Origin of the sequence: Gordonia sp. DT218, from assembly GCF_049847105.1 — a bacterium.
GTDB lineage: Bacteria > Actinomycetota > Actinomycetes > Mycobacteriales > Mycobacteriaceae > Gordonia.
Genome location: NZ_JBNCNS010000001.1, coordinates 858,030 through 881,036 on the forward strand (window position 1 = coordinate 858,030; position 23,007 = coordinate 881,036).

23 protein-coding genes are annotated in these 23,007 nt (G+C 64.1%); 13 read left to right on the plus strand and 10 right to left on the minus strand.

Features of this window, described 5'->3' with window-relative positions; all coding sequences use genetic code 11:
• Window positions 1–84 precede the first annotated feature (84 nt).
• The 5 genes from ACPXCG_RS03970 (at window position 85) to ACPXCG_RS03990 (ending at window position 4,409) form a co-directional block, all read left to right on the plus strand.
• Window positions 85–855 carry an SDR family NAD(P)-dependent oxidoreductase gene (locus tag ACPXCG_RS03970; RefSeq protein WP_425789276.1) on the plus strand — a complete coding sequence of 257 codons (771 nt, stop codon included), beginning with the start codon at window positions 85–87 and terminating at the stop codon, window positions 853–855.
• 100 nt (window positions 856–955) lie between these two features.
• Window positions 956–1,720 carry an SDR family NAD(P)-dependent oxidoreductase gene (locus ACPXCG_RS03975; RefSeq protein WP_425789278.1) on the plus strand — a complete coding sequence of 255 codons (765 nt, stop codon included), beginning with the start codon at window positions 956–958 and terminating at the stop codon, window positions 1,718–1,720.
• Between the two features lie 57 nt (window positions 1,721–1,777).
• Window positions 1,778–1,996: a ferredoxin gene (locus ACPXCG_RS03980; protein WP_425789280.1), complete on the plus strand. Its 219-nt coding sequence runs from the start codon at window positions 1,778–1,780 to the stop codon at window positions 1,994–1,996.
• 18 nt (window positions 1,997–2,014) lie between these two features.
• Complete coding sequence (locus ACPXCG_RS03985; protein ID WP_425789282.1) at window positions 2,015–3,379, plus strand: cytochrome P450; 1,365 nt, start codon at window positions 2,015–2,017, stop codon at window positions 3,377–3,379.
• 22 nt (window positions 3,380–3,401) lie between these two features.
• Window positions 3,402–4,409 carry an SDR family NAD(P)-dependent oxidoreductase gene (locus ACPXCG_RS03990; protein WP_425789284.1) on the plus strand — a complete coding sequence of 336 codons (1,008 nt, stop codon included), beginning with the start codon at window positions 3,402–3,404 and terminating at the stop codon, window positions 4,407–4,409.
• Between the two features lie 99 nt (window positions 4,410–4,508).
• Here the strand turns inward: ACPXCG_RS03990 and ACPXCG_RS03995 are convergent, their stop codons facing one another.
• Window positions 4,509–5,807 (minus strand): amidohydrolase family protein, encoded by a 1,299-nt coding sequence (locus ACPXCG_RS03995; protein WP_425789286.1) that lies wholly within the window; start codon window positions 5,805–5,807, stop codon window positions 4,509–4,511.
• A 144-nt stretch (window positions 5,808–5,951) separates the two neighbouring features.
• Here ACPXCG_RS03995 and ACPXCG_RS04000 point away from each other — a divergent pair, with 144 nt between their 5' ends.
• Window positions 5,952–6,815, plus strand: coding sequence for an SDR family NAD(P)-dependent oxidoreductase (locus tag ACPXCG_RS04000; protein ID WP_425789288.1), 864 nt, complete (start codon window positions 5,952–5,954; stop codon window positions 6,813–6,815).
• A gap of 14 nt (window positions 6,816–6,829) precedes the next feature.
• Here the strand turns inward: ACPXCG_RS04000 and ACPXCG_RS04005 are convergent, their stop codons facing one another.
• Complete coding sequence (locus ACPXCG_RS04005) at window positions 6,830–8,038, minus strand: CaiB/BaiF CoA transferase family protein (protein WP_425789290.1); 1,209 nt, start codon at window positions 8,036–8,038, stop codon at window positions 6,830–6,832.
• Window positions 8,039–8,183: 145 nt separating this feature from the next.
• Window positions 8,184–8,825: a TetR/AcrR family transcriptional regulator gene (locus ACPXCG_RS04010; protein WP_425789292.1), complete on the minus strand. Its 642-nt coding sequence runs from the start codon at window positions 8,823–8,825 to the stop codon at window positions 8,184–8,186.
• A 138-nt stretch (window positions 8,826–8,963) separates the two neighbouring features.
• Between ACPXCG_RS04010 and ACPXCG_RS04015 the strand changes: the two genes are divergently transcribed.
• Window positions 8,964–9,527, plus strand: a complete 564-nt coding sequence (locus ACPXCG_RS04015; RefSeq protein ID WP_425789294.1) for a nuclear transport factor 2 family protein — start codon at window positions 8,964–8,966, stop codon at window positions 9,525–9,527.
• A 307-nt stretch (window positions 9,528–9,834) separates the two neighbouring features.
• Here ACPXCG_RS04015 and ACPXCG_RS04020 read toward each other — a convergent pair whose 3' ends face one another.
• The 5 genes from ACPXCG_RS04020 to ACPXCG_RS04040 form a co-directional block, all read right to left on the minus strand.
• Entirely contained in the window at window positions 9,835–10,674 is an 840-nt protein-coding gene (locus tag ACPXCG_RS04020) for a mycofactocin-coupled SDR family oxidoreductase (protein WP_425789296.1), read from the minus strand.
• A 38-nt stretch (window positions 10,675–10,712) separates the two neighbouring features.
• The gene (locus tag ACPXCG_RS04025) at window positions 10,713–11,783 is read right to left on the minus strand and encodes a dihydrodipicolinate reductase (RefSeq protein WP_425789298.1); all 1,071 of its coding nucleotides are present in this window, start codon (window positions 11,781–11,783) and stop codon (window positions 10,713–10,715) included.
• Between the two features lie 26 nt (window positions 11,784–11,809).
• On the minus strand, window positions 11,810–13,264 hold the full coding sequence (locus ACPXCG_RS04030) for an aldehyde dehydrogenase family protein (RefSeq protein ID WP_425789300.1): 1,455 nt from the start codon (window positions 13,262–13,264) through the stop codon (window positions 11,810–11,812).
• A 36-nt stretch (window positions 13,265–13,300) separates the two neighbouring features.
• Window positions 13,301–14,842, minus strand: coding sequence for an acyl-CoA synthetase (locus ACPXCG_RS04035; RefSeq protein WP_425789302.1), 1,542 nt, complete (start codon window positions 14,840–14,842; stop codon window positions 13,301–13,303).
• Window positions 14,843–15,091: 249 nt separating this feature from the next.
• On the minus strand, window positions 15,092–15,691 hold the full coding sequence (locus ACPXCG_RS04040) for a TetR/AcrR family transcriptional regulator (protein ID WP_425789304.1): 600 nt from the start codon (window positions 15,689–15,691) through the stop codon (window positions 15,092–15,094).
• 108 nt (window positions 15,692–15,799) lie between these two features.
• Here ACPXCG_RS04040 and ACPXCG_RS04045 point away from each other — a divergent pair, with 108 nt between their 5' ends.
• Genes ACPXCG_RS04045 through ACPXCG_RS04065 form a run of 5 tightly spaced genes read left to right on the plus strand, consistent with a single transcriptional unit; the run spans window position 15,800 to window position 20,624 of the window.
• A complete protein-coding gene (locus tag ACPXCG_RS04045; RefSeq protein WP_425789306.1) occupies window positions 15,800–17,101 on the plus strand; it encodes an acyl-CoA dehydrogenase family protein in 1,302 nt (433 codons plus the stop codon).
• The gene (locus tag ACPXCG_RS04050) at window positions 17,098–18,117 is read left to right on the plus strand and encodes a phosphotransferase family protein (protein ID WP_425789308.1); all 1,020 of its coding nucleotides are present in this window, start codon (window positions 17,098–17,100) and stop codon (window positions 18,115–18,117) included. The genes ACPXCG_RS04045 and ACPXCG_RS04050 overlap by 4 nt, the downstream gene beginning before the upstream one ends.
• A complete protein-coding gene (locus ACPXCG_RS04055; RefSeq protein ID WP_425789310.1) occupies window positions 18,114–18,896 on the plus strand; it encodes an enoyl-CoA hydratase/isomerase family protein in 783 nt (260 codons plus the stop codon). The genes ACPXCG_RS04050 and ACPXCG_RS04055 overlap by 4 nt, the downstream gene beginning before the upstream one ends.
• Before the next feature lie 7 nt (window positions 18,897–18,903).
• Window positions 18,904–19,905 (plus strand): NADPH:quinone oxidoreductase family protein, encoded by a 1,002-nt coding sequence (locus tag ACPXCG_RS04060; RefSeq protein WP_425790487.1) that lies wholly within the window; start codon window positions 18,904–18,906, stop codon window positions 19,903–19,905.
• Window positions 19,906–19,916: 11 nt separating this feature from the next.
• Window positions 19,917–20,624, plus strand: coding sequence for an SDR family oxidoreductase (locus tag ACPXCG_RS04065; RefSeq protein WP_425789312.1), 708 nt, complete (start codon window positions 19,917–19,919; stop codon window positions 20,622–20,624).
• A 38-nt stretch (window positions 20,625–20,662) separates the two neighbouring features.
• Here ACPXCG_RS04065 and ACPXCG_RS04070 read toward each other — a convergent pair whose 3' ends face one another.
• Window positions 20,663–21,169, minus strand: coding sequence for a hypothetical protein (locus tag ACPXCG_RS04070; RefSeq protein ID WP_425789314.1), 507 nt, complete (start codon window positions 21,167–21,169; stop codon window positions 20,663–20,665).
• Window positions 21,166–21,798: a TetR/AcrR family transcriptional regulator gene (locus ACPXCG_RS04075; RefSeq protein WP_425789316.1), complete on the minus strand. Its 633-nt coding sequence runs from the start codon at window positions 21,796–21,798 to the stop codon at window positions 21,166–21,168. Before ACPXCG_RS04075 ends, ACPXCG_RS04070 begins: the two co-directional genes overlap by 4 nt.
• A 292-nt stretch (window positions 21,799–22,090) precedes the next feature.
• Here ACPXCG_RS04075 and ACPXCG_RS04080 point away from each other — a divergent pair, with 292 nt between their 5' ends.
• Window positions 22,091–23,005 (plus strand): LLM class F420-dependent oxidoreductase, encoded by a 915-nt coding sequence (locus ACPXCG_RS04080; protein ID WP_425789318.1) that lies wholly within the window; start codon window positions 22,091–22,093, stop codon window positions 23,003–23,005.
• The last annotated feature ends 2 nt before the right edge of the window (window positions 23,006–23,007 follow it).

The window sequence follows — 23,007 nt, forward strand, 5'->3', positions numbered from 1 at the left end:
CTCTTTCGGTTTTCGGCACGAGTGTATAGCACCTACTGTACAGTCGTACAGTATGCGAATTGACCGCAGGCAGAAGGAGAGACGATGTCAGACCCGTTCAACCTCGAAGGCCGAGTTGCCCTGATCACCGGCGGCGGCACCGGCATCGGGCGCGGAACCGCGCTCGCGCTGGCGGAGCATGGAGCCGACGTCGTATTGGCCGGCCGCAGGCGCGATCCACTGGAGTCCACCGCAAAGGAGGTCGAGAATCTCGGCCGTCGCGCACTTGCCGTGTCTGTCGATGTCACATCCGGCCCCGCGTGCCGGGAACTCGTCGACACCACCGTCCACGAGTTCGGGCGGGTGGACATCCTCGTGAACTGTGCAGGCGGCGCCGAGACCCAGTCGATCCGCAAATGGAGCGACGAGGACTTCGAGCACGTCGTCGCACTGAACTTCTTTGCGGTATGGCATCTCTCACGTGCGGTCTCCGACCATATGATCCCGCAGGGAAAGGGGGCCATCGTCAACATCTCGTCCGGCGCCGGCCTGCTCGCGATGCCGCAGGCCGCCCCGTACGGCGCGGCGAAAGCGGCGGTCAACAATCTGACGGGCTCGATGGCTGCCGCTTGGGCCAAGAAGGGCATCCGAGTCAATGCGATCGCCGTTGGCGCCGTGCGGGCGCCGACCTTGACCGATGACGCCGCCCGCTACGGACTCGATCCCGATGCCATCGCCATGACCAACGGGATCGGCAGACTGGGTGAACCAGAAGAAATCGGCAACGGAGTGCTGTTCTTCGCATCCGACGCCTCGAGCTTCTGCTCAGGTCAGACGCTGTACATGCACGGCGCCCCGGGCCCGGCGGGGGTGTAGGCGATGCGCTCGTCGACATGGAGATGGGGACCGCACGGGCCTGCCGACCACCACTTGTGTGACCGCCACGCCCACTATACATTTGTACAGCACTGTGACCATGACCACACGAGGGGTTGAAGTGAACCACGTTGCCGTAGTCACCGGAGGCGGATCCGGCCTGGGTCAATCGATTGTCACTGCGCTGGCAGCGGACGGACGGGATGTGGCAGTACTCGACATCGACGGCGAAGCTGCGGAAAAGTCTGCGGCGCAGGCCCAGTCGTCGGGAGTCCACGCGTTGGGACTCGGCGTCGACGTGTCCGACCAGCAGGCGGTACAAGCGGCATTCGCCACGGTGCGCGAAAGACTCGGGCCGGTGGAGATACTCGTCACCAGCGCTGCAATCTCCGGCTTCACCCGATTCGACAAGATCACGCTGGACGAATGGAACCGCTATCTCGCGGTCAATCTGACCGGCACGTTCCTGTGCATACAGGCTGCGCTGTCAGACATGATGGCCGCCGGCTGGGGGCGGATCGTGACGATCTCCTCCGCCGCAGGCCAACAGGGCGCTCCCGCTCAAGGTCATTACTCGGCCAGCAAAGGCGGAGTCATCGCGATGACGAAGACGGTGGCGCTCGATTACGCCGCCAAGGGGATCACCGCAAACACTGTGCCCCCGTTCGTCATCGACACACCGATGTTGAGAGAGCAGCAGGCGTCCGGAAAACTGCCACCCGCCGAGTACCTCAACAAGGCGATACCGGCCGGACGACTCGGATCGCCTCAGGATGTGGCGGGGTTGTGCTCGTATCTGACCTCGGACGCGGCCGGCTATGTCACCGGCCAGGTGATCGGCGTCAACGGGGGCGCGGTCATCTGACCGGAGCCATCTGCAAATGAAACCAGTTCACCGACTACCTATTCCCGAGGAGAAGCGGTGCGAGTACAAGTCGACCCACACGTCTGTCAGGGACACACCCTGTGCGCAATTATCGCACCTGCCACGTTCGAGCTCGACGACATCGACGGGCACGCACAGGCCGGTTCCGGGGACGTACCCATCGATGAGCAAGCCCGGCACACGAAGCCATCCGCTCCTGCCCCGAGCTGGCGATCAGCCTCCTCGAACACAGTGTGGGCGGCCCATACACGCTGAACGACGAGGGATGACGACATGACAACCCATCCGAACGACGACACGGGCACGGGCGACACGCACTACCACTTCGACCGTCACAGCGCCGACTACCGCGAGCGGTTTCTGGACATCACGCACGAGATGCAAGAGACATGTCCGCTCGCCTGGACCGACACCTACGATGGCCATTGGGTCGCCGCCGGCAGCGACCAGGTTTTCGAATTGGCGCGCTGCCCACATGTATCCAACGATCACGACGTCCACAAGCAGCGGCGTGGATACAAGGGGATCTCGATCCCGATCATGATCGACGCGGAAGACTTCCGAGGCGGCATGCTCGAGATGGACGACCCCGAACATCGCTACTATCGAATGGCGCTCAACCCTTACCTGTCCCCCGCGGCGATCAAGCGCTGGCAACCATTCATCGACGAGATCGTCCGTGCCTGCATCGACGATCACATCGAGTCCGGGCACATCGACTTCGTCGACGACCTCGCGAACGTCGTCCCCGCTGTCCTCACGCTGGCAATGCTGGGCGTGCCGCTGGAAAAGTGGCAGATGTACAACGAGCCGGCGCATGCCTCGGTCTACACACCACCCGATTCGCCTGACGCCGAACGGGTCCGCGATGCCTACTTGGCGATGGGCATCGACCTGTTCACCAACCTCGCCGAGATCAAGGAGACCCCGCGGCCCGGAATGATCAACGCCCTCGCCGCGCTGCGCATCGACGGTGAGGCTCCCCCGGATATCGAACTGATCGGCATGCTGAATCTGTTGATCGGTGGCGGCTTCGACACCACAACGGCTTTGACCTCGCACGCGTTGGAGTGGCTGGCGGAGAATCCGACTGAACGAGATCGACTCAGCGCAAACCGAGAGGTCCTGCTCGCATCGGCCACGGAGGAGTTCCTACGATTCTTCACACCCGCCGCGGGAGACGCACGCACCATTTCCGATGATGTCGAGGTCGGCGGTGTCCACCTCCGCGAAGGCGAGCGCCTGTGGTTGTCGTGGGCGATGGCCAACCGCGATCCGTCGATCTTCGATGATCCCGACAGCATCCAATTGGACCGTTCGGGTAATCGGCACTTCAGTTTCGGACTCGGTGTACATCGGTGCATCGGCTCCAACGTCGCACGCACCATGTTCAAATCGATGCTCAGCGCAGTACTAGACCGCATGCCCGACTATCGATGCGACCTGCACACAACCGTGCATTACGACAGCATCGGGATCATCCAGGGGATGCGGCATCTGCCGGCCTCGTTCACCCCGGGCAGGCGCCTGGGGCCTGGCGTCGACGAGACCGTCCAGAAATTGCAGCAGATCTGCACCGACCAGGAACTGGCGCGACCCGTCACCGAACGTAGTGCCGCAGCCAAGATCGTCAACTGAACCCGAACAGGAGAGATGTGACATGCGAGGTATTCTGGACGGCAAGGTCGCCGTCGTAACCGGCTCGGGACAAGGCGTCGGACGCGGTGTGGCCCTACTGCTTGCGCGCGAAGGCGCTCGCGTGGTCACCAACAACCGCAAACCCCGTGCAAACGAGGCTTCCGAGACCCGATTCCGATCGTCTGCACTCGCCGGCGCGCACCCCGAGTTCACCGACGTCGAGACACAGACGCTCACCGAGTTGAACGGCGACGCCAACACGGTGGCGGCCGAGATCATCACCGAAGGTGGCGAGTCGATCGCCTGCTTCGGTGACGTCTCGGATTACGACGCCGCAGGAGAACTCATCCAGACCGCGGTAGAGCACTTCGGCCGCATCGACATCCTGGTCAACAATGCGGCCGGACTCGGTTTCGGCCCGTTCTCCACGTTGTCCCGAGATGATTGGCAATATCAGCTCCGGCCCAAGTTGGACGGAGCATTCAACACGATGCAACACGCAGTGCCGCATATGATCTCGCAGGGTTATGGGCGCGTCCTCAATGCCGCGTCGGACGCCTGGATCGGCATTGCGGCACTCAGCGCCTACAGTGCTGCGAATTCCGGCGTTGTCGGGCTCACGAAATCGACAGCCAAAGAACTGTTCCGCCACGGGATCACGGTCAACGCATTCGCACCTCAAGCCGAGTCCCCCGGTCACCTCAGCTTCAACGCGACGCTGCGCGCCATGCTCGACGCGCAGGGAGTCGTGATCGCCGATGAAGAACGTATGCGCGCCTCAGAGGAAGCCCACGGGCCTGCCGATAACCTGACGTTTCTTGCCTACCTGGCTTCCGAAGAAGCGTCCGAGATCAGTGGTGCCGTGTTCTCGGTCACCGGGGGAGGTGACGTCGCCCTGTACTCGGAACCGAGGCATCTTGCCTCCATCACCAAGAAGGGAAGCGCCTGGACGATGGCCGAGTTCCGTGACGAAGTACCCACCAAGCTACTCGCGGACTACGTTTCCATTGCCAAGGTCAGCGAGTTCTGACCTGTCACGAAGTCGACGGGTTGCCGTGTCGGCGCAGAAGACGATCCCGCCTGCCAGGATCGTTTCAGGCAGGGGGGATTGTCGCGAGAGCAGCAGGCGTCAGTCCTTGAGGCCGGTGATCACCTTGGCAGTTTCTTGGAACTCGGCGAAACTCGGACCGGACTTCTCCGTGTGCTGCGAGAGCGCCCGCACCGACACATCGTGATCGGCAACCGAACTGCGCAGCGCCCCCACCGTGGACTGCTCCTTCGGGATGTGTTTGAACGGATCGAAGTTGTACCAGCGCATGGCATTCTCGTACGTCATCTGATTGATCTCGGCATCCGGGACGTCGTACGTGTCGAACACCGCGGCCAGCTGTTCCGGCGCACCCGGCCACATCGAGTCGCTGTGCGGATAGTCCATCTCCCAACAGATGTTGTCGATCCCGATCTCGTGCCGGTTCTTCACCCCGATCGGATCGGAGATGAAACAGGTCAGGAAGTGATCGCGGAAGACCTCCGACGGCTTCTTTCCACCAAAGTCCTGGTGAGTCCACACCGAGTGCATCTCGTAGGTGCGATCCACACGGTCCAAGAAGTACGGGACCCAGCCGGTACCGCCCTCACTGAGAGCGATCTTGAGCCCGGGATACTGCTTGATCGGTGCCGACCAGAGTAGGTCCGCCGCAGCCTGCACGAGGTTGATCGGCTGCAGCGTGATCATCACGTCCATCGGCGCGTCCATTGCGGTGACCGCAAGCTTGCCCGACGATCCGATGTGTACGTTCATCACGGTGTCGGTGTCCACCAACGCCTTCCAGACCGGTTCCCAGTAATCCAGATCATGGAACGACGGATATCCCATCGCGGCCGGATTCTCGGTGAAGGTCAGCGAATGCACCCCTTTCTCGGACACACGGCGGATCTCCTTGGCGCACAGCTCTGCATCCCAGATCACCGGTATGGCCATCGGGATGAAACGTCCTGGATTGCTGCCACACCATTCGTCGATGTGCCAATCGTTGTAGGCCTGCACCAATGCGAGTGAGAAGTCGGGGTCGTCGGTTGCAAACAGTCTGGCGGCAAACCCGGGAAACGACGGGAAGTTCATGGTCGCAAGCACACCGCCCGCGCTCATATCCTTGACCCGCTCGTTCGGATCGAAGCATCCCGGACGGATCTCGTCGAGCCCCTGAGGCTCGAGACCGTACTCCTCCTTGGGGCGGCCGGCGACCGCGTTGAGGGCGACGTTGGGGATCACCGCGTCGCGGAACTCCCACGTGTCACTGCCGTCGGGGTTGTGCACCAGACGCGGCGCATCGTCGGCATACCTCGCCGGCAGATGGCCCTCGAAGAGGTCCGATGGTTCGACGATATGGTCGTCGACGCTGATGAGAATCATGTCGTCCGGTTTCATTGGCGATCCTTGGGTAGAAGGGTGGCGCAGAGGCGGAACGGGTACCGCTGTACGTTCGTATAGCATACGCTCGAGATCACACAACCGAGCCGCTTCGGCGGACTCGGAGTCCGATTCGAACGTCTTGGCACAGGAGTCAGAAGCATGAGCGACAACGCACCCATCGCCGTCGTCACCGGAGGCAGCCGCGGAGCAGGCAGGGGCATCGCCCATGCCCTCGGGAGCCACGGTGCGACTGTGTATGTCACGGGACGAAGTGAACACCAGAGTGATTCGTCACTGAACGGAACGATTCACGACACCGCCGAACTCGTTGAGTCCGCGGGCGGTACGGGCATCCCCGTCCGAGTGGATCACGGCGATGACGAACAGGTCCGTCAGCTCTTCGAGCGGATTGCCGACGAGCACGGCAGGCTCGACATCCTGGTCAACAATGCCGCGACGATCCGCGACGAGATGATGGGGCGCACAAAGTTCTGGGACGAGCCGCTGAGCGTGCTCGACACATTCCACGTCGGTCTGCGAAGTAGCTACGTCGCAACCGTATTCGCGGCGCCTCTGATGATTCCGCACCGACGTGGCCTCGTGATCTTCACATCCTCCTCGGGCTCAGTACATTACGCATTCGGTCCGGCGTACGGCGTCCCGAAGGCCGGAATCGACAAGATGGCCGCCGACATGGCGCACGACCTTTCCGAGTTCGACGTGGCATCGATCTCGCTCTGGATGGGCTCCCTGCTCACCGAACGCGTACGCACCATCATCGCCGCGAAGCCGGAAAAGTTCGGACACATCCTCGACAGTGCCGAAACCCCGGAACTCACGGGGCATGTCATCTGGGCGCTCTTCAACGACCCCGACCTCATGAAGGTCAGCGGCCAGACCCTGATCGGCGCCGAACTTGCCACCCGATACGGCATCCGCGACGACGGCGACCGGCAGCCGCCGTCGTACCGGGATCTGTTCGACGTGCATCCATCTACCCAGTATCCGCACGTCATGCGCTGAGTCGAGTCACAGGCTCAGGTGACTGCGCCTGCCGCCTTCAACGCGATGATCCGGTCCCAGTCGAGTCCAAGCTCGGCCAGGATGTCATCGGTGTGCGCGGCAAACTCCGGGGCGGGCCCGCTCTGGGGTGCGGCCACATCGAACTGCACAGGGTTCGCGACCAACTCGAGGTCTCCGGCACGAATCATGTACTCATTGTCGCGAACCTGTGCATCCTTGGCGGCCTGAAGTGTGTCCTGGACCGGAGCCCAGGGCCCCTCGAGGGTCGCGAAGCGCTCGCTCCATTCCGCCAAGGGCCGTTTGCCCATCGCATCGGTGAGGATCTCGACGGCTGCGGCCGTGTTCTCGGCGATCGACTCGTAGGTGGCGAACCTCGGATCGTCGATCAGGTGCTCGAGTTCCATGTGCCGGCAGACGTCGGCCCAGAACTTGGTGGGCTGCATCATCACCAGCGAGACGAATCTCCCGTCCGCAGTGGGATACACGCCGACCAACGGATTGACCGGTGAACCGTGCATACCCGGGGCCGGCGCCTCGAGCACCTGGTCGAGGTGATTGGTCACCGCCACCGTGTGCCCCATTGCCCACAATCCACTTCCGAGCAACGACACGTCGACCACGGACGGTTCACCGGTACGCTCACGCCGCATCAGTGCAGCCGCGACCCCGCCGGCGAGATTGGTTCCCGAGATGGTGTCCCCGTATGCGGGCCCCGGAGGAGGGACCATGCCCGGCGCGCCAGGGGGCGTGATGGTCGCGGCAGTACCGGCGCGACACCAGAACGCCGTCATGTCGTAGCCACCCTTTTCCGACTCACTGCCGCGAGGGCCCAGAGCACTGCCGCGCGCGTAGATGATCGACGGATTGACGGCACGGATGTCGTCGACGTCGATGCCGAATCTTCTACGGTGCGCGGGCAAGAAGCTCGTCAGGAACACGTCGGCGTTGCGGGCGAGGTTCAGGAGCAGTTCGTTGCCCTCGGCGACGGACATGTCGATCCCGATGCTGCGCTTGCCCCTGTTGGCGTGCTCGATGTTCGGATTCGGGTCCCCCTCGACCCGAAGGATGCCGGTCTGCCGCAGACCTCGTTGAGGATCGCCCGTGACGGCATGCTCGACCTTGATGACGTCGGCGCCCCATTCGCCGAGCACAGCGCCGGCCGAGGGGACGAATCCGTACATCGCGACCTCGAGGACACGAATCCCTTCCAATGGTCCACTCACGCTGCCGCCTCCATAATCAGATGTCACCGACCCGGCGTGTGCACGGATCGCCGACACCCATGCTATACGTGTGTACAGCATGAGCGTCGGAATTGGCCGATACGAATCCCGTTCGCGCTCAGGGCGGCGCTTTTTCCAGGACGCTTCAGGAGCGTCCACACGACCTCTTCGCGACACCCGCGGCCGCGGTGGGGAGATCGCCGTCCTCGACCATCTCGACGTATTGCTCGAATGCCGTAGTGACCTCGTCGTGGGCGGTGTCGACACCAACGCCCTTCTCGAGCGTGAGCAACTTGGGCAGACCGCTGAACAGCAGCTGCAAAGCCGGCAGCGACAGGTGGCCGTCAGGCCGGGCATCGCGTCCGTACTCAGCGATGAGCGCATCGAGCTGCATCTGCCGCACCCGCTCGGTCACACCCGCGATCTCGGCGCAGCCGGTTTTACGGTGATTGCCGAGTGCCATGAACTCGGCAATCAGCCGACTGGTTGCCTCAGCCCTACCGAATTCCCACAGCGCCCGGATCGGATCCTCTTTGCGCTCAGCGAGTGCCGACTCGAGTAACGCGAGGTTGCGCTCCGAGCAGCGCTGAATCGCGACCAGCAAGATGTCGTCGAGTGTCGGGACGTAGTACTGGACCAAACTCGGTGTGACTCCCGCGTCGGCGCCCAACGCGCGATAGCTCTCTCCCGCATAGCCGACGTCGAGCATCATCGTCTCGACACTGTCCAGCAGTGCGTTCCCGGTCTTGGAAGTCTCGGCACCGACGCGCCGCGTCGATGCTGCCATCGTTTCCGCTGTCGATCGAATTGGCCCATTCTCCACTTCTCGATGCTGTACATTTGTATAGTCATCGTCATGGTCGGATCCCCACATCGGTAGCCCCGGCCTGACGCTGCCACTGTCAACACGAACGGCTGGAGACCGATGACCGTCGACACAGACCTGGACACCTTGCGCCAGGACGTCCGCTATCTCATGGATCGCACAGCGATCCTCGATTGCATCGCTGGACATGCCCGCGGATGCGACCGTCACGACATCGACCTGATCACCGCCGCATATCACGCTGACGGCGTCGATGAACACGGTCACTCCGTCAACTCCGGGCCCGAGTACGGTGCGTGGGCCAACCGATCACATGCCCAGACCTCCCGGGTCCACACCCACAACATCACCACCCATACCTGCGAGATCGACGGTGACACCGCCCATGCCGAGAGCTACGTGATCGTGATCCTGATCAGCCCCGACACCAAGAGCGCCCAAGTCATCACCGGCCGCTACCTCGACCGCTTGGAACACCGAGATGGGATGTGGCGGCTCGCCGTTCGACGGTCGACGGTCGAGGGGATGTTCATCGCCGACTCCCGTGTGCTGAAGTCGGAATTCTTCACCGCGCAGGGTTATCACGTCGGCACGCGTGACCGCACCGATCTGTCCTACGAGCGCCCGCTCTCCATCGATACCCCACCTCCCGCTCGCTGGTAGACCAGCGCAACGAATCGCCGGCCGAAAGGAATGCATACATGGCCGGCGTGACCGAAGCGGAGGTTCGGTTCTATCCGGCAAGCCCAGAACCGATCTCGTGGTCGACGGACAAAGCCACTTCTGGACTATCGCAACGGAACCAGAGGGTTCGAGGTATGTCTACACATCCCGACCATTGGAATGCCGGAACGACCCAGACGATGTGCCGTGATCAGCTCATCGTGTGGGTCGCTCCGAGGATCCAGAACAGCACCGTCACAAGGGTTCCGTAAGCACAGTTGCCCGCGAGACCATTGCGGCAGTCGGGCTATTTCAGCAGGCTGCCACCATCGACCGGAAGTGCAACACCGGTGATGAAACGCGATTCGTCAGACGCCAGGAACAGTACGGCGTTGCTGATGTCCTCGGGCTCGACCCAACCGATCGGCAGCACATGCATCATCTGCGCAACGATCTTCATGTCCTCGGGTCCCGGGTTCTCCAGATCCGGCCGGAACAGTTTCATCGTGCCCTCGTTCATGAACATCGGGGTGTTGACGTTCGTGGGGAGGACGGAGTTGACCCGGATCGACTCGGCGCCCAGCTCGACGGCAAAGCTCTTCATCAGGCCGATCACGCCGTGCTTGGCCGCGATGTAGTGGCCGGTGTTCGGATACGCCTTGGCGCCACCCACCGAACTCGTCAGCACGACAGACCCGCCGTTTCCGGACGCGAGCAAGTGTGGCACAGACGCTTTCACGGTCTTCCAGACGCCGGCGAGGTTCACGTCGATCATGTCCTGCCAGTCCGACTCACTGGTCTTGTCCAGCGTCTCACCGCCGTTACCGATTCCGGCATTGGCCACCACCACGTCGAGTCGGCCCAGCTGTTCGACTCCGTTGTCGACCGCGGCCTTGAGCGCGTCGTAGTCCCGGACATCGACCTCGGTCGCGACGATACGACGATTCTGGCCTTTGACCAGCTCCACCGTCTCGGCGAGATCTGCCGAGGTGGCGGCGGCGATCGCGGAATCGGCGGTGACCGGCCCACAGACGTCGACCGCGATGATGTCCGCGCCTTCGGATGCCAACCGGACCGCATGACTGCGCCCCTGCCCTCGCGCTGCCCCACTGATGAAGGCAACCCTGCCCTCTAGGCGTCCACCCATGTCTCCCAACCTTTCGTCATCAATTACCTTCGGTCTGTTCAGGTTCCGTCGCGCCGGACGACTCCGCGCGGCAAGATCAGCGGGAGATCGTTGTAGGTGACGATCCCCGGCGGTGCGGCGACGACGGCGGGGATCGCGTTCAACGGTGGGGTGGCCGTCATGATGTGCCCGAGCACCATGAACTCCTCCATCGTGGTCGCCTCGAAATCCGGCGGTGGCAAGAATCCGACCGTCATCGTCACCGTCGGCCGACCGGCCACCTCGATGACCCAGCCGTCCTGCTCGATCTTCCAATCAGGTTGCAGCGTCTGACCTTTTCGCCACCGCACGTTGATCTCCACCACCGTCTGGTCACCGACGATCCCCTTCCAGCCGGCATGGACCCCGGCGACGCAACCGGCCGGAATGGTCCAGGAACCGAGGTCCAGATCCTCGGTGGTCTGCGCATACTCGGCGTCGCAGCGCACATCGTCGAGCTCGATCCCGAGCGCATCGGCGACCATGCGCACGGCCTCGCCGAAGACCCCGGTGCCCTGCGCGGTCATCGTCTGCAATGCCGGATCATCGATAGGCCGGCCGAAACCGACCGGTTTCTCGGTCTCCGGGGAGTCGTAGAACGTGGTGTCGGCGGCCTCGTTGACGGTGATCCGGTCGACGCGATCACAGATCCCGGCGGCGACGATCGACAACTGATTGACGTAACCCGGACTGATCCCCGAGCCGAACATGCTCGTTCCGCCGCGCCGGCACGCCTCGGCGATCCGCTCGCGCCCCTCACCCTGATTGTGTCCGGTGATGAACGACGCGGTGGCCACCACGTTGATCCCGGACTCGAGGATCCGGACCAGCTCGTCGACGTTGATCCACATCGGGTTGTAGACCACGACATCGGGTTTGAGCCCCAAGAGTTCCGTGACATCGTCGGTCGCCGTTACACCCACGGGCCCGACGCCGGCGAGTTCGCCGACATCTCTCCCGACCTTGTCTTTCGACCAGGCGTAACAGCCGACGAGCTCGTAGTCGGGATTCGACGCGATGGCCGCGACCGAGCTGCGGCCCACATTGCCGGTGGTCCACTGCACCACGCGGTGAACGGGTCTGTCGGACATGCGATCTGCTCCTCGTGTCTGCCGGGTCAGATCTTGGTGTAGACCGTCTTGGTCTGCAGGTAGGCCTCGATGCCCTCACGCCCGAACTCGTGTCCCCATCCGGACTGCTTGTAGCCGCCGAACGGCATCGCATGGTCGTAGACCATCTGGCAGTTGAGAGTGACCGTGCCGGCCTCGAGTCGCTTGGCGAGACCGTGTGCGCGACTCACGTCGTTCGTCCACGCGGTGGCCGCGAGTCCGTAGCTCGAGTTGTTGGCCATGGCGATCACCTCGTCGTCGTCGTCGAACGGCAGGACCGCGACCACCGGGCCGAAGATCTCGCGCTGGAACAGGCGCATCTCGGGATCGACGTCGGTCACCACGGTCGGGTGCACGAAGTACCCGCGCCGGTCCAGACGATGTCCGCCGGTCACCACCTCGACGCCGTCTTTTTTGCCTTCGTCGATGAAGCCCATCACGCGGTTGAGTTGCTTCTCACTGATCAACGGCCCGATGTGGACGTTCTCCTCCTTGGGACCGCCGAGCTGCAGACCGTTCGCCACACCGGCAATACCCTCGACGACCTGCTCATAGACCCCGCGCTGCACAAAGATCCGTGACCCGCAGATACAACCCTGACCGGAATGGATGAAGATTCCCATCGACGCCATCAGGATCGCCTGGTCGAGGTCGGCATCGTCGTAGATCAACACCGGGGACTTGCCGCCGAGTTCGAGCGTGACCCGCTTGAGGTTTCCGGCCGCGGCGGCCACGATCTGCTTACCGACCTCGGTGGAACCGGTGAACGCGATCTTGTCGACATCCGGGTGTTCGGTGAGGGCCTTGCCGGCCGTGTGCCCGTACCCCTGGACGAGATTCACGACTCCCTCCGGGACGCCCGCCTCGTCGAGGAGCTTGTGCAACAGCATCGCCGACAGCGGGGTCTCCTCGGCGGGCTTGACCACGCAGCTGCAGCCCGCCGCCAGAGCGGGTGCGAGTTTGGTCGCCCAGTTGAAGACGGGTCCGTTCCACGGGAAGATCAGTCCGACAACGCCATATGGCTCCCGCAGGGTGTAACCGTGCGCGTTGGAGAACAATTGCGCGACCCCGCCCGTCATCTGGATGTCGTGGGCGATGCCGTTGATCTTGGTACACCAGCCGGCGTAATACCGGAACATCTCCGCGGCGGTACCCATGATCGCCTGCGCCTGGTCGACCGGCATCCCGGTGTTGAACGAGTCGAGCTCGGCCAGGTCTGCCGCGCGGTCGTCGATCAGATCCGCGACGCGCCACAGGATCTTGGCGCGCTCGCTGGGGGCCTTGCCCACCCAGACACCGGATGTGAAGGCCTCCCGGGCCCTCGCGACGGCCTCGTCGACGGCTTTGGCCCCGCCGTCGGTGAACTCCGCGATCTGCTCCTCGGTCACCGGATCGATGACCGGGATGACGTCACCGTATCCGGCGCGCTTGCCGAGCTCGTCCACTATTGTCTGTACAACCATCCTCGATACCTCACTTGACTCGGGTGACCTCGCGGACTACACCACGAGGGAATCGTGATCGGACCAATACTTTTCGCGCAGTCTGCGTTTGTAGAGCTTCCCGTTGGGATCCCGGGGTAGCGATTCGACGAAATCCATTGCCCGCGGGCATTTGTAGCCCGCGATGCGGGATCGGACGTGTTCCAGGAGTTCGGCGGCGAGTCCGTCGCCCGTGGTCGCGCCGTCGACCGGTTGCACGACCGCCAGCACGGACTCACCCATCTCGTCATCGGGTACCCCGATGACCGCGACATCGGCCACCGACGGATGCGTGGCGAGCACGTCCTCCGCCTCCTGCGGGTAGATGTTCACCCCGCCGGAGATGATCATGTGCGCGGCCCGATCGGTCAGGTAGAGATACCCGTCCTCGTCGAGCTGTCCGATGTCGCCGAGCGTTCGCCAGCCCTTGTCGTTGGTGGCCGCCGCCGTCTTGCCGGGATCGTTGTGGTACTCGAACGGACGCCCGCCCTCGAAGTAGACCTCACCGATCTCGCCGGGGGGCAGTTCCGTCCCGTCGGGGCCGACGATGTGACACGTCTCCATCGGGCGCCCCACCGATCCCCGATGGGACAGCCACTCCTGCGCAGTGATGAAGGTGGTCCCCACATCTTCGGTGCCCGAGTAGTACTCGCTGATGATCGGACCCCACCACTCGATCATCTGTTCCTTCACCCCGATGGGGCACGGTGCGGCCGAGTGGATCACGTTTCGCAGACTCGACAGGTCGTGGCGTTCCCGCTCTTCGGCGGGCAGCCGGAGGAATCGTGTGAACATGGTCGGCACGAACTGCCCGGTGGTGACGCGATACCTGTCGATGAGATCCAGGCCCTGCGCTGCATCGAAGCGCTCCATGACGACCACCGTCGCGCCCAGCCGCTGCCACGACATCGAGAAGATCAGGGGCGCACCGTGGTAGAGCGGAGCCGGACAGAGATACACGGCGTCGTCGGTATCCCCGGTCATCGCCAGACCTGCCGCGATCTGCACGGTCGGCGCGGCCGGATCTCCCAGAGGGGTCAGCGGCAACGGCTTGCGGACGCCCTTCGGCAGCCCGGTGGTTCCCGACGAATAGAGCATCTCGCGTCCCTCGCACTCACCGTCGAGAGGGGTGGGTGGCGAATCGCGCAGGAGTTGCTCATAGGACTCGAAGCCGTCGACCTCGCCTTTCGCGGAGATCCGTACCGAGATCCGACTCAGATCGAGATCATCGACCACATCGGCCAGCTGCTCGCTCGTCACCAGGGCCACCGCCCCGCTGTCATCCAGGATGTACTGGACCTCCGCGGCGGTCAGATGCCTGTTGATGGCGGTGAAGTACAGGCCGCTGCGTTGTGCCGCCCACGTCACCTCGAGGTACGAACGGTTGTTCTCCAGGAGGATCGCGACAACGGCACCCGTCTCGATCCCCCGCTGCCGCAGAGCCCCGGCGAGCTGCCTCGATCGCACCTCGAGGTCTCGGAACGTCACCGTCTCGCCGTCGGCTCCCATCACGATCGCCGGCTTGGTGGGGGTCCGCAGTGCGTGCCAGGCGAGTGTCATCGGCGCAGCATTCACGATCGGGCACCCCCTCCGGAGAAGAACAGAATTCTGTCATAGAAAGAATGGCATTCCGCGAAGCGATCGACAAGAGTTTCGAGAAAGAATCCTGAGCGATCGCTCAGCACAGAGCTGAAGGCCGGAATGTTCACCAACTCAGCTCACGGGGGCAGACCGGGTGAACGCGGGTCGATGACCGCCCGCGTCACCGCGGCCAACTCGCGTCACCGGAGGCGACCAGCGTTCAGGGAGTCACTCGACGAGCCGAAGACAGGCCGAGACGATCCGCGAGATGTCATGCCCGGTCGGCGAATCCTTGCGCCACAAGTAGTCCGACAGCGCCCCGACAGTGGTGTTCGAGATCAGTCGCGCATCGAAAACGGGATCCCCACTGCCGAGTTCGCGCAGTGGCTCGTGCAGCAGTTCGGCGAGACGTGCGTTGACGGACGGGGGTGACGACATGACCTCCTGGTTCACGCTCCCGACGTTCCACAACACCGCACGAGTCGTCTGCGCCGAGTCGGTCTGCGCCTGAGACAGCACACCTTCCACCCAGCGAACGACCTGTCCACGAGCAGTCCCCTCTTTGCCCATCTGATGGGCCAGATAGCTGCAGAGCCGATCGGTGCCGTCCTCGAGGATCGCGGCGATCAGGTCGTCCTTCGAACGGAAGTGGCGATAGAAGGCGTCATTCGACAGTCCGGCCGCGGCAACGATGTCTGCAACGCGAGGCACAGACACGTAACCCGACTCGGCCATCACGTTTCGGCCGGCATCGATGAGCCGACGGATCTCGTCGGCATAGCCCGACTCGCGCTTCGCGACGGACCGTGCGGCGATCCGCCGGGCCACCCCCGATCCGTCCGATATGCGCGTTCCCCGATCCTTCGGCTGTTCTGGCAATTCAGAATTGCATTCTGTGTTGCGAGAACTATATTCTCATTGCAGAGAGGGGACAACATGGCATGGGATTTCGAGACCGATCCGGAGTATCAGGAACAACTGGACTGGGCGGACGAGTTCGTCCGGACCGAGGTGGAGCCACTCGACCTCGTCTGGCCGCACGAGCAGTTCGTCCCGCTGGACGGCGCTCGCCGAAAGGCGATCGACCCACTGAAAGAACAAGTGCGCCAACGGGGCCTCTGGGCCACGCACCTGGGCCCGGAACTCGGCGGCCAGGGACACGGGCAGCTCAAGCTGGCACTTCTCAACGAGATCCTCGGGCGGTCGTCGTGGGCGCCGGTGGTGTTCGGCTGTCAGGCTCCCGACACCGGCAACGCCGAGATCATCGCGCACTTCGGTACCTCCGCACAGAAGGAGCGTTATCTCCGCCCCCTGTTGGAAGGCGAGATCTTCTCGTCTTACTCGATGACCGAACCGCAGGCCGGCGCGGACCCGAGCAGGTTCGAGACCCGCGCGACCCGCGATGGCGACGGCTGGGTCATCAACGGCTGGAAGTACTTCTCGTCCAACGCGGCCACGTCGTCGTTCCTGATCGTGATGGCGGTGACCGATCCCGATGTGAGTGTGTACAAGGGCATGTCGATGTTCCTCGTCCCGTCGGACACACCCGGCATCGAGATCGTGCGCAATGTCGGCTTGTACGGCGAACCGATGAACGGCGGCTCCCACGCCCTGATCCACTACGACAACGTTCGCGTTCCCGACGATGATCTGCTCGGCGGGGCCGGGCAGGCGTTCGCGATCGCGCAGACGCGCCTCGGTGGTGGACGTATCCATCACGCGATGCGCACCATCGGACTGGCGCAGAAGGCGCTGGACATGATGTGTGAGCGGGCACTGAGCCGCGTCACCGCCGGCAGCACGTTGTCGGACAAGCAATTCGTCCAGGGCTACATCGCCGATTCGTATGCGCAGCTCAAACAGTTCCGGTTGTTCGTGCTCTACACCGCCTGGGAGATCGACAAGTACCAGGATTACAAGAGGGTGCGAAAGGACATCGCCGCGGTGAAGGTGGTGATGCCCACCGTGCTGCACGACATCGCCTGGCGGGCCATGCAGGTACACGGCGCGCTCGGGGTCACCAACGAGATGCCGTTCTTCATGATGATCCACGGTGCAGGCGTCATGGGTCTGGCGGACGGTCCCACCGAGGTGCACAAGACCACTGTTGCGCGGCAGGTGCTCCGGGATCACTCACCGACCGACGACGTCTGGCCGACCGAGTGGATCCCCAAGAAGCAAGCGGCCGCACGCGAGAAGTATGCCGAGTTCCTCGAACACGAAGTGGGTAACCGATGATCGACACCGAACGACTGGCCGACTGGATGGACGGCACCGGGCTACCAGGCAAGGGTGAACCCATCGAGGCCCGATTCCTCTCGGGCGGGACGCAGAACGAGATCTACGAGATCCGCCGCGGCGAGGAGCGCTGCGTGATCCGCATCCCGCCGGCGGCCGCCCCGAAGGACCGGGACAAGGGGATCCTGCGTGAATGGCGCATCATCGAGGCGCTCGATGGCACCGACGTCCCGCACACCACGGCGATCGCGGCCTGCGAGGATGCCTCGGTCCTCGGCAGAGCGTTCTATCTCATGGGATTCGTGGACGGTTGGTCACCCATGGAGCACAAGCGGTGGACCGAACCCTTCACCTCCGATCTCACCATGCGACCGCAGCTCGGCTATCAGCTCGCCGAGGGCATCGCCCTTCTCTCCAAGGTGGATTGGCGTGCGCGCGGTCTCGAGGGCCTGGGCAGGCCCGACGGATTCCATGAGCGCCAGGTGAGCCGCTGGACGGGATTCTTCGAGCGCATCAAGGGCCGCGAACTCGATGGGATGGATGTCGCCACCCGATGGCTCGAGGACAACCGACCGATCGACTTCATCCCCGGGCTGATGCACGGCGACTATCAGTTCGCGAATGTCATGTTCCGCGACGGCACACCCGCGCGCCTCGCCGCCATCGTCGACTGGGAGATGGGGACCGTCGGCGATCCCAAGCTCGATCTCGCCTGGATGGTCCAGGGCTGGCCGGCGGACACCTCCTCCGAGAAGGCCTCCGAGTCCAGCTATGTCGACCTCCGCGGTATGCCTTCACGAGCTCAGATGGTGCAGCACTACGCGGAGGTCTCGGGCCGTCAGGTCGACGATCTCGATTACTATCTCGTGCTGGCCAAATGGAAGCTGGCGATCGTTCTCGAACAGGGCTTCCAACGTGCCGGGGACGACCACAAGCTCCAGGCGTTCGGGGCGATCGTGCCCGAGTTGATGCGGTCGGCAGCCGACCTCGCCGAATCCACGGACTACCGGTCATGACGACCGCCACCGAGGAGCTCCTGCACGAGCGACACGGCCAGGTCGTCGTGTTGACCCTCAACCGCCCCGACGCGCGGAACGCCCTCACCGGCAGCCTGATCCGAGCTATCGGTAATGCCTTGCTCACAGCGGAGAGCGACACGGACACCCGGGCGATCGTGCTGACCGCCAGCGGCGACCGCGCGTTCTGCGCCGGCATGGACCTGCGCGCCTTCGCCGAGGGTGGCGACGTGGGCAGCGGATCGGATCCCGCCACGGAGGCGTACTACCGACTCACCCGGGGAGAGACACCGATTCCGATCATCGCTGCGGTGAACGGTGCTGCCATCGGCGGCGGTCTCGAACTACTCCTCGGCTGCGATCTCATCATCGCCTGTCGTGAGGCACGATTCGGACTACCGGAGGCCAGACGCGGCCTGTTTCCCGGCGGCGGCGGGACCAACATCGGCACCCGAATCCCGCTCGGCGCCGCTCTGGAGATGACCATGACCGGGGAGTTCGTCAGTGCACAGCGAGGTTACGACCTCGGGCTGGTGAACGCGGTGGTCGATGCCACCGACCTCATCGCCACCGCCCTCGACTACGCGCGGCGCGTGGGTGCGTGCGCGCCGTTGAGCCTCGCCGCCTGCAAGGAGTTGGTCCGGCTGGCGGTGACCGACCCGACCATGGTCACCGAAAGACTGTCGCATTGGCAGTCGGTGGTTTTCACCAGCGAGGACGCGATCGAAGGGGCCACCGCGTTCATGGAGAAGCGGGACCCGCAGTGGAAGGGCCGTTGAGGTGACGATCCGCGCGGCCGTGTGCGCGAGTCATGGCCTGCCGGAAAGCGTGACTGTCCAGCAGGTCCCGGTTCCCGCATTGTCGGCAGGTCAGGTGCGGGTCCAGGTCGATTTCGCCGCTGTGAACTTCCCTGACGTGCTGGTCGTGGCGAACGAGTATCAGGTGAAGGTCCCGACCCCGTTCATACCGGGCAGTGAGTTCGCCGGCATCGTCTCCGAAGTCGGCGGCAAGGATGTCGGGTTCGCGATCGGCGACCGGGTGATGGGGACAGGTCTGTTCGGCGCGTTCGCTGTCGAGGTGGTGACCGAGACGCGCTCGCTCAGCCACGTCCCGGATGGCATCGACACACGTCTGGCGGCCGCGGCCGGCGTCGCGTACCGCACCGCATACCACTCGCTTCGGTCGGTCGCGCGGGTCGAGCCGGGCGATTCGATCGTCGTGCTGGGCGGCGGCGGTGGCGTCGGCCTCGCCGCTGTCGGCCTGGGATCAGCTCTTGGGGCCGACGTCATCGCAGTCGCGTCATCGCAGGAAAAGCTCGACGCGGCAAAACAATACGGAGCGACGGGGTTGATCAATCATCGAGAGGCCGACCTGCGCACATCCCTGAAGGCTCTACTCCCCCGGGGAGCGGCCGCGGTGATCGATCCGGTCGGCGGGTCCCTGTCGGAACCGGCGCTGCGTTCGTTGTGCCGCGGCGGTCGCTTCGTGACCATCGGGTTCGCATCTGGCGCGATACCCCGCATTCCCCTCAATCTGGTCCTGGTCAAGGGAATTCAGATTCTCGGGTTCCAGTTCGGGGACATCGCGGCCGACGAGTTCACCCGGAACGAGGCAGAGCTGCGCGAGCTTCTCGGCTCGGGTCAGGTTGTCCCGCACGTGGGTGCGGAGTTCCCCCTCGACGAGGCCGCACAGGCCCTACGCACGGTCGCCGACGGCCGGGCGATCGGGAAGGTCCTCATCCGCGTCCGCGGCCCGGAGGGTCTCGACCCTGGCACACCACACGAATGAGGAGATCTCCGTTGCCTGACACTGCAATCATCACCGGTGCGGCCGGAGGCATCGGCGCCGCCACCGCACGCCGACTGTCCGCGGCAGGACACCGATGCGTCCTCGTCGACCAGAACCCGCGCGTCGAAGAGGTGGCGGCCGCGGTCGGCGGTCAGGCGGTGCTGGGTGATCTCACCGAACCCGAGACCTCGGAACGTGCCGTCGAGGTGGCCGGGGACCATCTGGATCTGCTGGTCCTCAACGCCGGCATGAACTCCGTCGACAAAGACCCGGCATCTCTCGATCGCGACCGATATCGCGCAGTGGTCGGTGTCAACCAGCATGCGGTCGTGTGGGGATTGCGCGCCGCATTACCCGTCATGCGGCGACGAGGGCGTGGGTCGATCGCCGTCACGGCATCACTCGCGGCGCTCCACGGGGTGGAGCAGGACCCGATCTACACGATGACCAAACATGCGGTCATCGGACTCGTGCGCGCACTGTCGGGAAAGTTGGCACGTGAGGGAATCAGTCTCGCCGCGGTGTGCCCGGGGCTCGTGGACACTCCCCTCACCTCGCCTGCCCGCGACCGGTTCCAGGCCGCCGGCATACCCATGCTGACCGCAGACGAGGTCGCGGCCGCCATCGAGGAGCTACTCCTGAGGCCAAGTCCGGGAACCGAACTCGTCGTTCTGCCGGGGAGGTCACCGATGCCGTACGTCGCCGCACCGATTCCCTGAGCGGTGCGGCGACGTCCCCCGACCATGACCGAGAGGTGTCAGCTCGCCGGAACCAGGCCGAGCGGCGGGGTCATCGCGTGGTCGGCCACCATCCGGAAGGACTCGACCGGAGTCAGCAAGTCCGGGTCGACGTGGGCCGCCGCGAAGGCCTGGCGTTTGAATGCCTGTGCCGCACAACTGAGCCGGTGCGAGGTGGTCAGGCAACGCTCGTCCAGCTCCATCGGCAACCCCTCGCCCCACAGTCGAATGTCGGCGAGTCCCCGATCGATCACCGATGTGGCCCCGGCCCGGATCCGCTCGTCGGCGGCGAAGACCCTCGCCGAGATCGCCAGGGCCTGTGGCCACGGGCCGGCGCCGGGCTGATCGAAAGCCTGCCGGCCCACGAGGGAATCCCTGAGATCGAAGAGCGGTGCGCCGAGGATCGCCAACGGTCGGGTGTCCCCTTCCTCGATCACGTGGACCGAGACATCCCAGCCGGCCATCGACTGATCGAACAGCCAGCCACCCGCGTGTTCGATCGCCTCCAACGGATCGGTGGCGATCACTGCGAGCCGGTAGCGCAAGGGACGACGCCTCGCGACAGTTCGCGCTCGAGAGATCTCGTGTACTCCCGGAATACGGGCACCAGTGGAATTGTCGGATCGAGCAACCATGATGTTTCCATTCCATTGATAAAGGCGATGACTTCCACGGCCTTTGCGGCCACGTCCAGGTCCGAACGGAAGCGCCCCTCACGCTGACCACGCCGAATTCCCTCGGCCACGGTCTCGACCGCCGCGTGATAACGGAACAACAGCCGGTCATGGAGCGGCGCGTCCGGTTCGAGGTTCTCCGCCTGTAACACGGTGAACATCCGGACCTGCTCCGGTGACCGTTCGAATCGAAGTGCGACGTTCTCGAGTTGCTCGAGGATGTCGCCCGTGCGATCCGCGTGCTCGTCGTCGTCGGCGTCACGAAGCTCCAACACCGCGTGGAGCAGCTGCGCCTTCGACTCGAAATGATGGAGGAGACCCGCAGGCGTCACGCCCGCCTCCGCCGCGATCTGGGCCAGCGTCGTATTGCGCCATCCGTTTCGGCCCAGCAACTGCTGTGCCACTTCCAGGATGCGTCGCTTGCGCTCCTCACCTTTGGCGAGGAGTGCGTCATACGGACGTGTACCAGACGCCTGACTCACAATGTCGTTCCTGACTGACCAGTGAACAAGTTCGGGGGGCTGCCCGAATCCAACCTAGTGAACACATAGTAGGTAGGTTTCGGTGATGTGACAAGCGTCTCTTCTGAGATTAATCAATGCTGCGGTCACACCAGACGATCGGGCAACGTGGGCCGCCCGATCGGGAATCGCGAGAATGAAGCTCTCCCGTCGCGATAGTATCGTTCTCGGCAGACTTGCGCGCGAGGATCTGCGGCATCCGTCGAACACGTCCGGCAAACCGTGCACGTCAGAGCTCTAACACGAGGAGATCATGCGCTTCATTTATCACTACCCAGAGACCAGTGGCCCCGACGGCGATCTGTTCGCCGCCGGTGGGATCAAGGAGGTGGCCGTCCGCGCCGAGCACGCGGGATTCGACGCATTCTCGCTCAGCGAGCATCCTGCTCCCGGCGCCAGGTGGCTGGCCACCGGCGGTCATCAGACCCTCGATCCGTTCGTCACGCTGGGCTATGTGGCCGCCGCAACGCAACGATTGAAACTCCTCACCTATCTCGCCGTGGCGCCGTACCGGAACCCGCTGCTGCTGGCGAAATCCGCGGCGACTCTCGACACCCTCTCCGGCGGGCGGCTGATCCTCGGACTCGGAGCCGGGTATCAGAAGAGCGAGTTCCATGCCCTCGGCGTCGACATCGCGGAGCGCAACGCATTGCTCGACGAGGCCCTGGACGTCCTCCCACGGCATTGGAGTGGAGAGCCGTTCAGCTTCCAGGGCAAGCATTTCAGCGCCCGCGACGTGATGTGCCGCCCCCGCCCGGTGCAGACACCGATCCCGATCTGGATCGGCGGGAACTCGCGGCTCAGTCGTCGCCGGGTCGCCCGGGCGGGCCAGGGTTGGATGCCGATGACCGGTGGCGCGCAGTTGAGTTCGACTGCCCGGACCCCGATGCTCGATCCGGGATCGGAACTCGGCGACATCATCGCCGAACTACGTGGCGCCGCCGACACGGCCGGCCGGACCGAGCCGATCGACGTCCTCTACTCCTACCAGGCAGCGGGGATCGCCGATCCTGCCGCCGACGCCGACCGACACCGGGAAGCATTCGCGCAGCTCGAGAAGGTCGGTGTCACCTGGATCCTGGTGTCGAGTGGGACCACCGACTTCTCCGCAACCGCCGATTTCCTCGACGCGTTCGGCGCCACGTACCTGGCCGCCGGAGGGCGGTGATC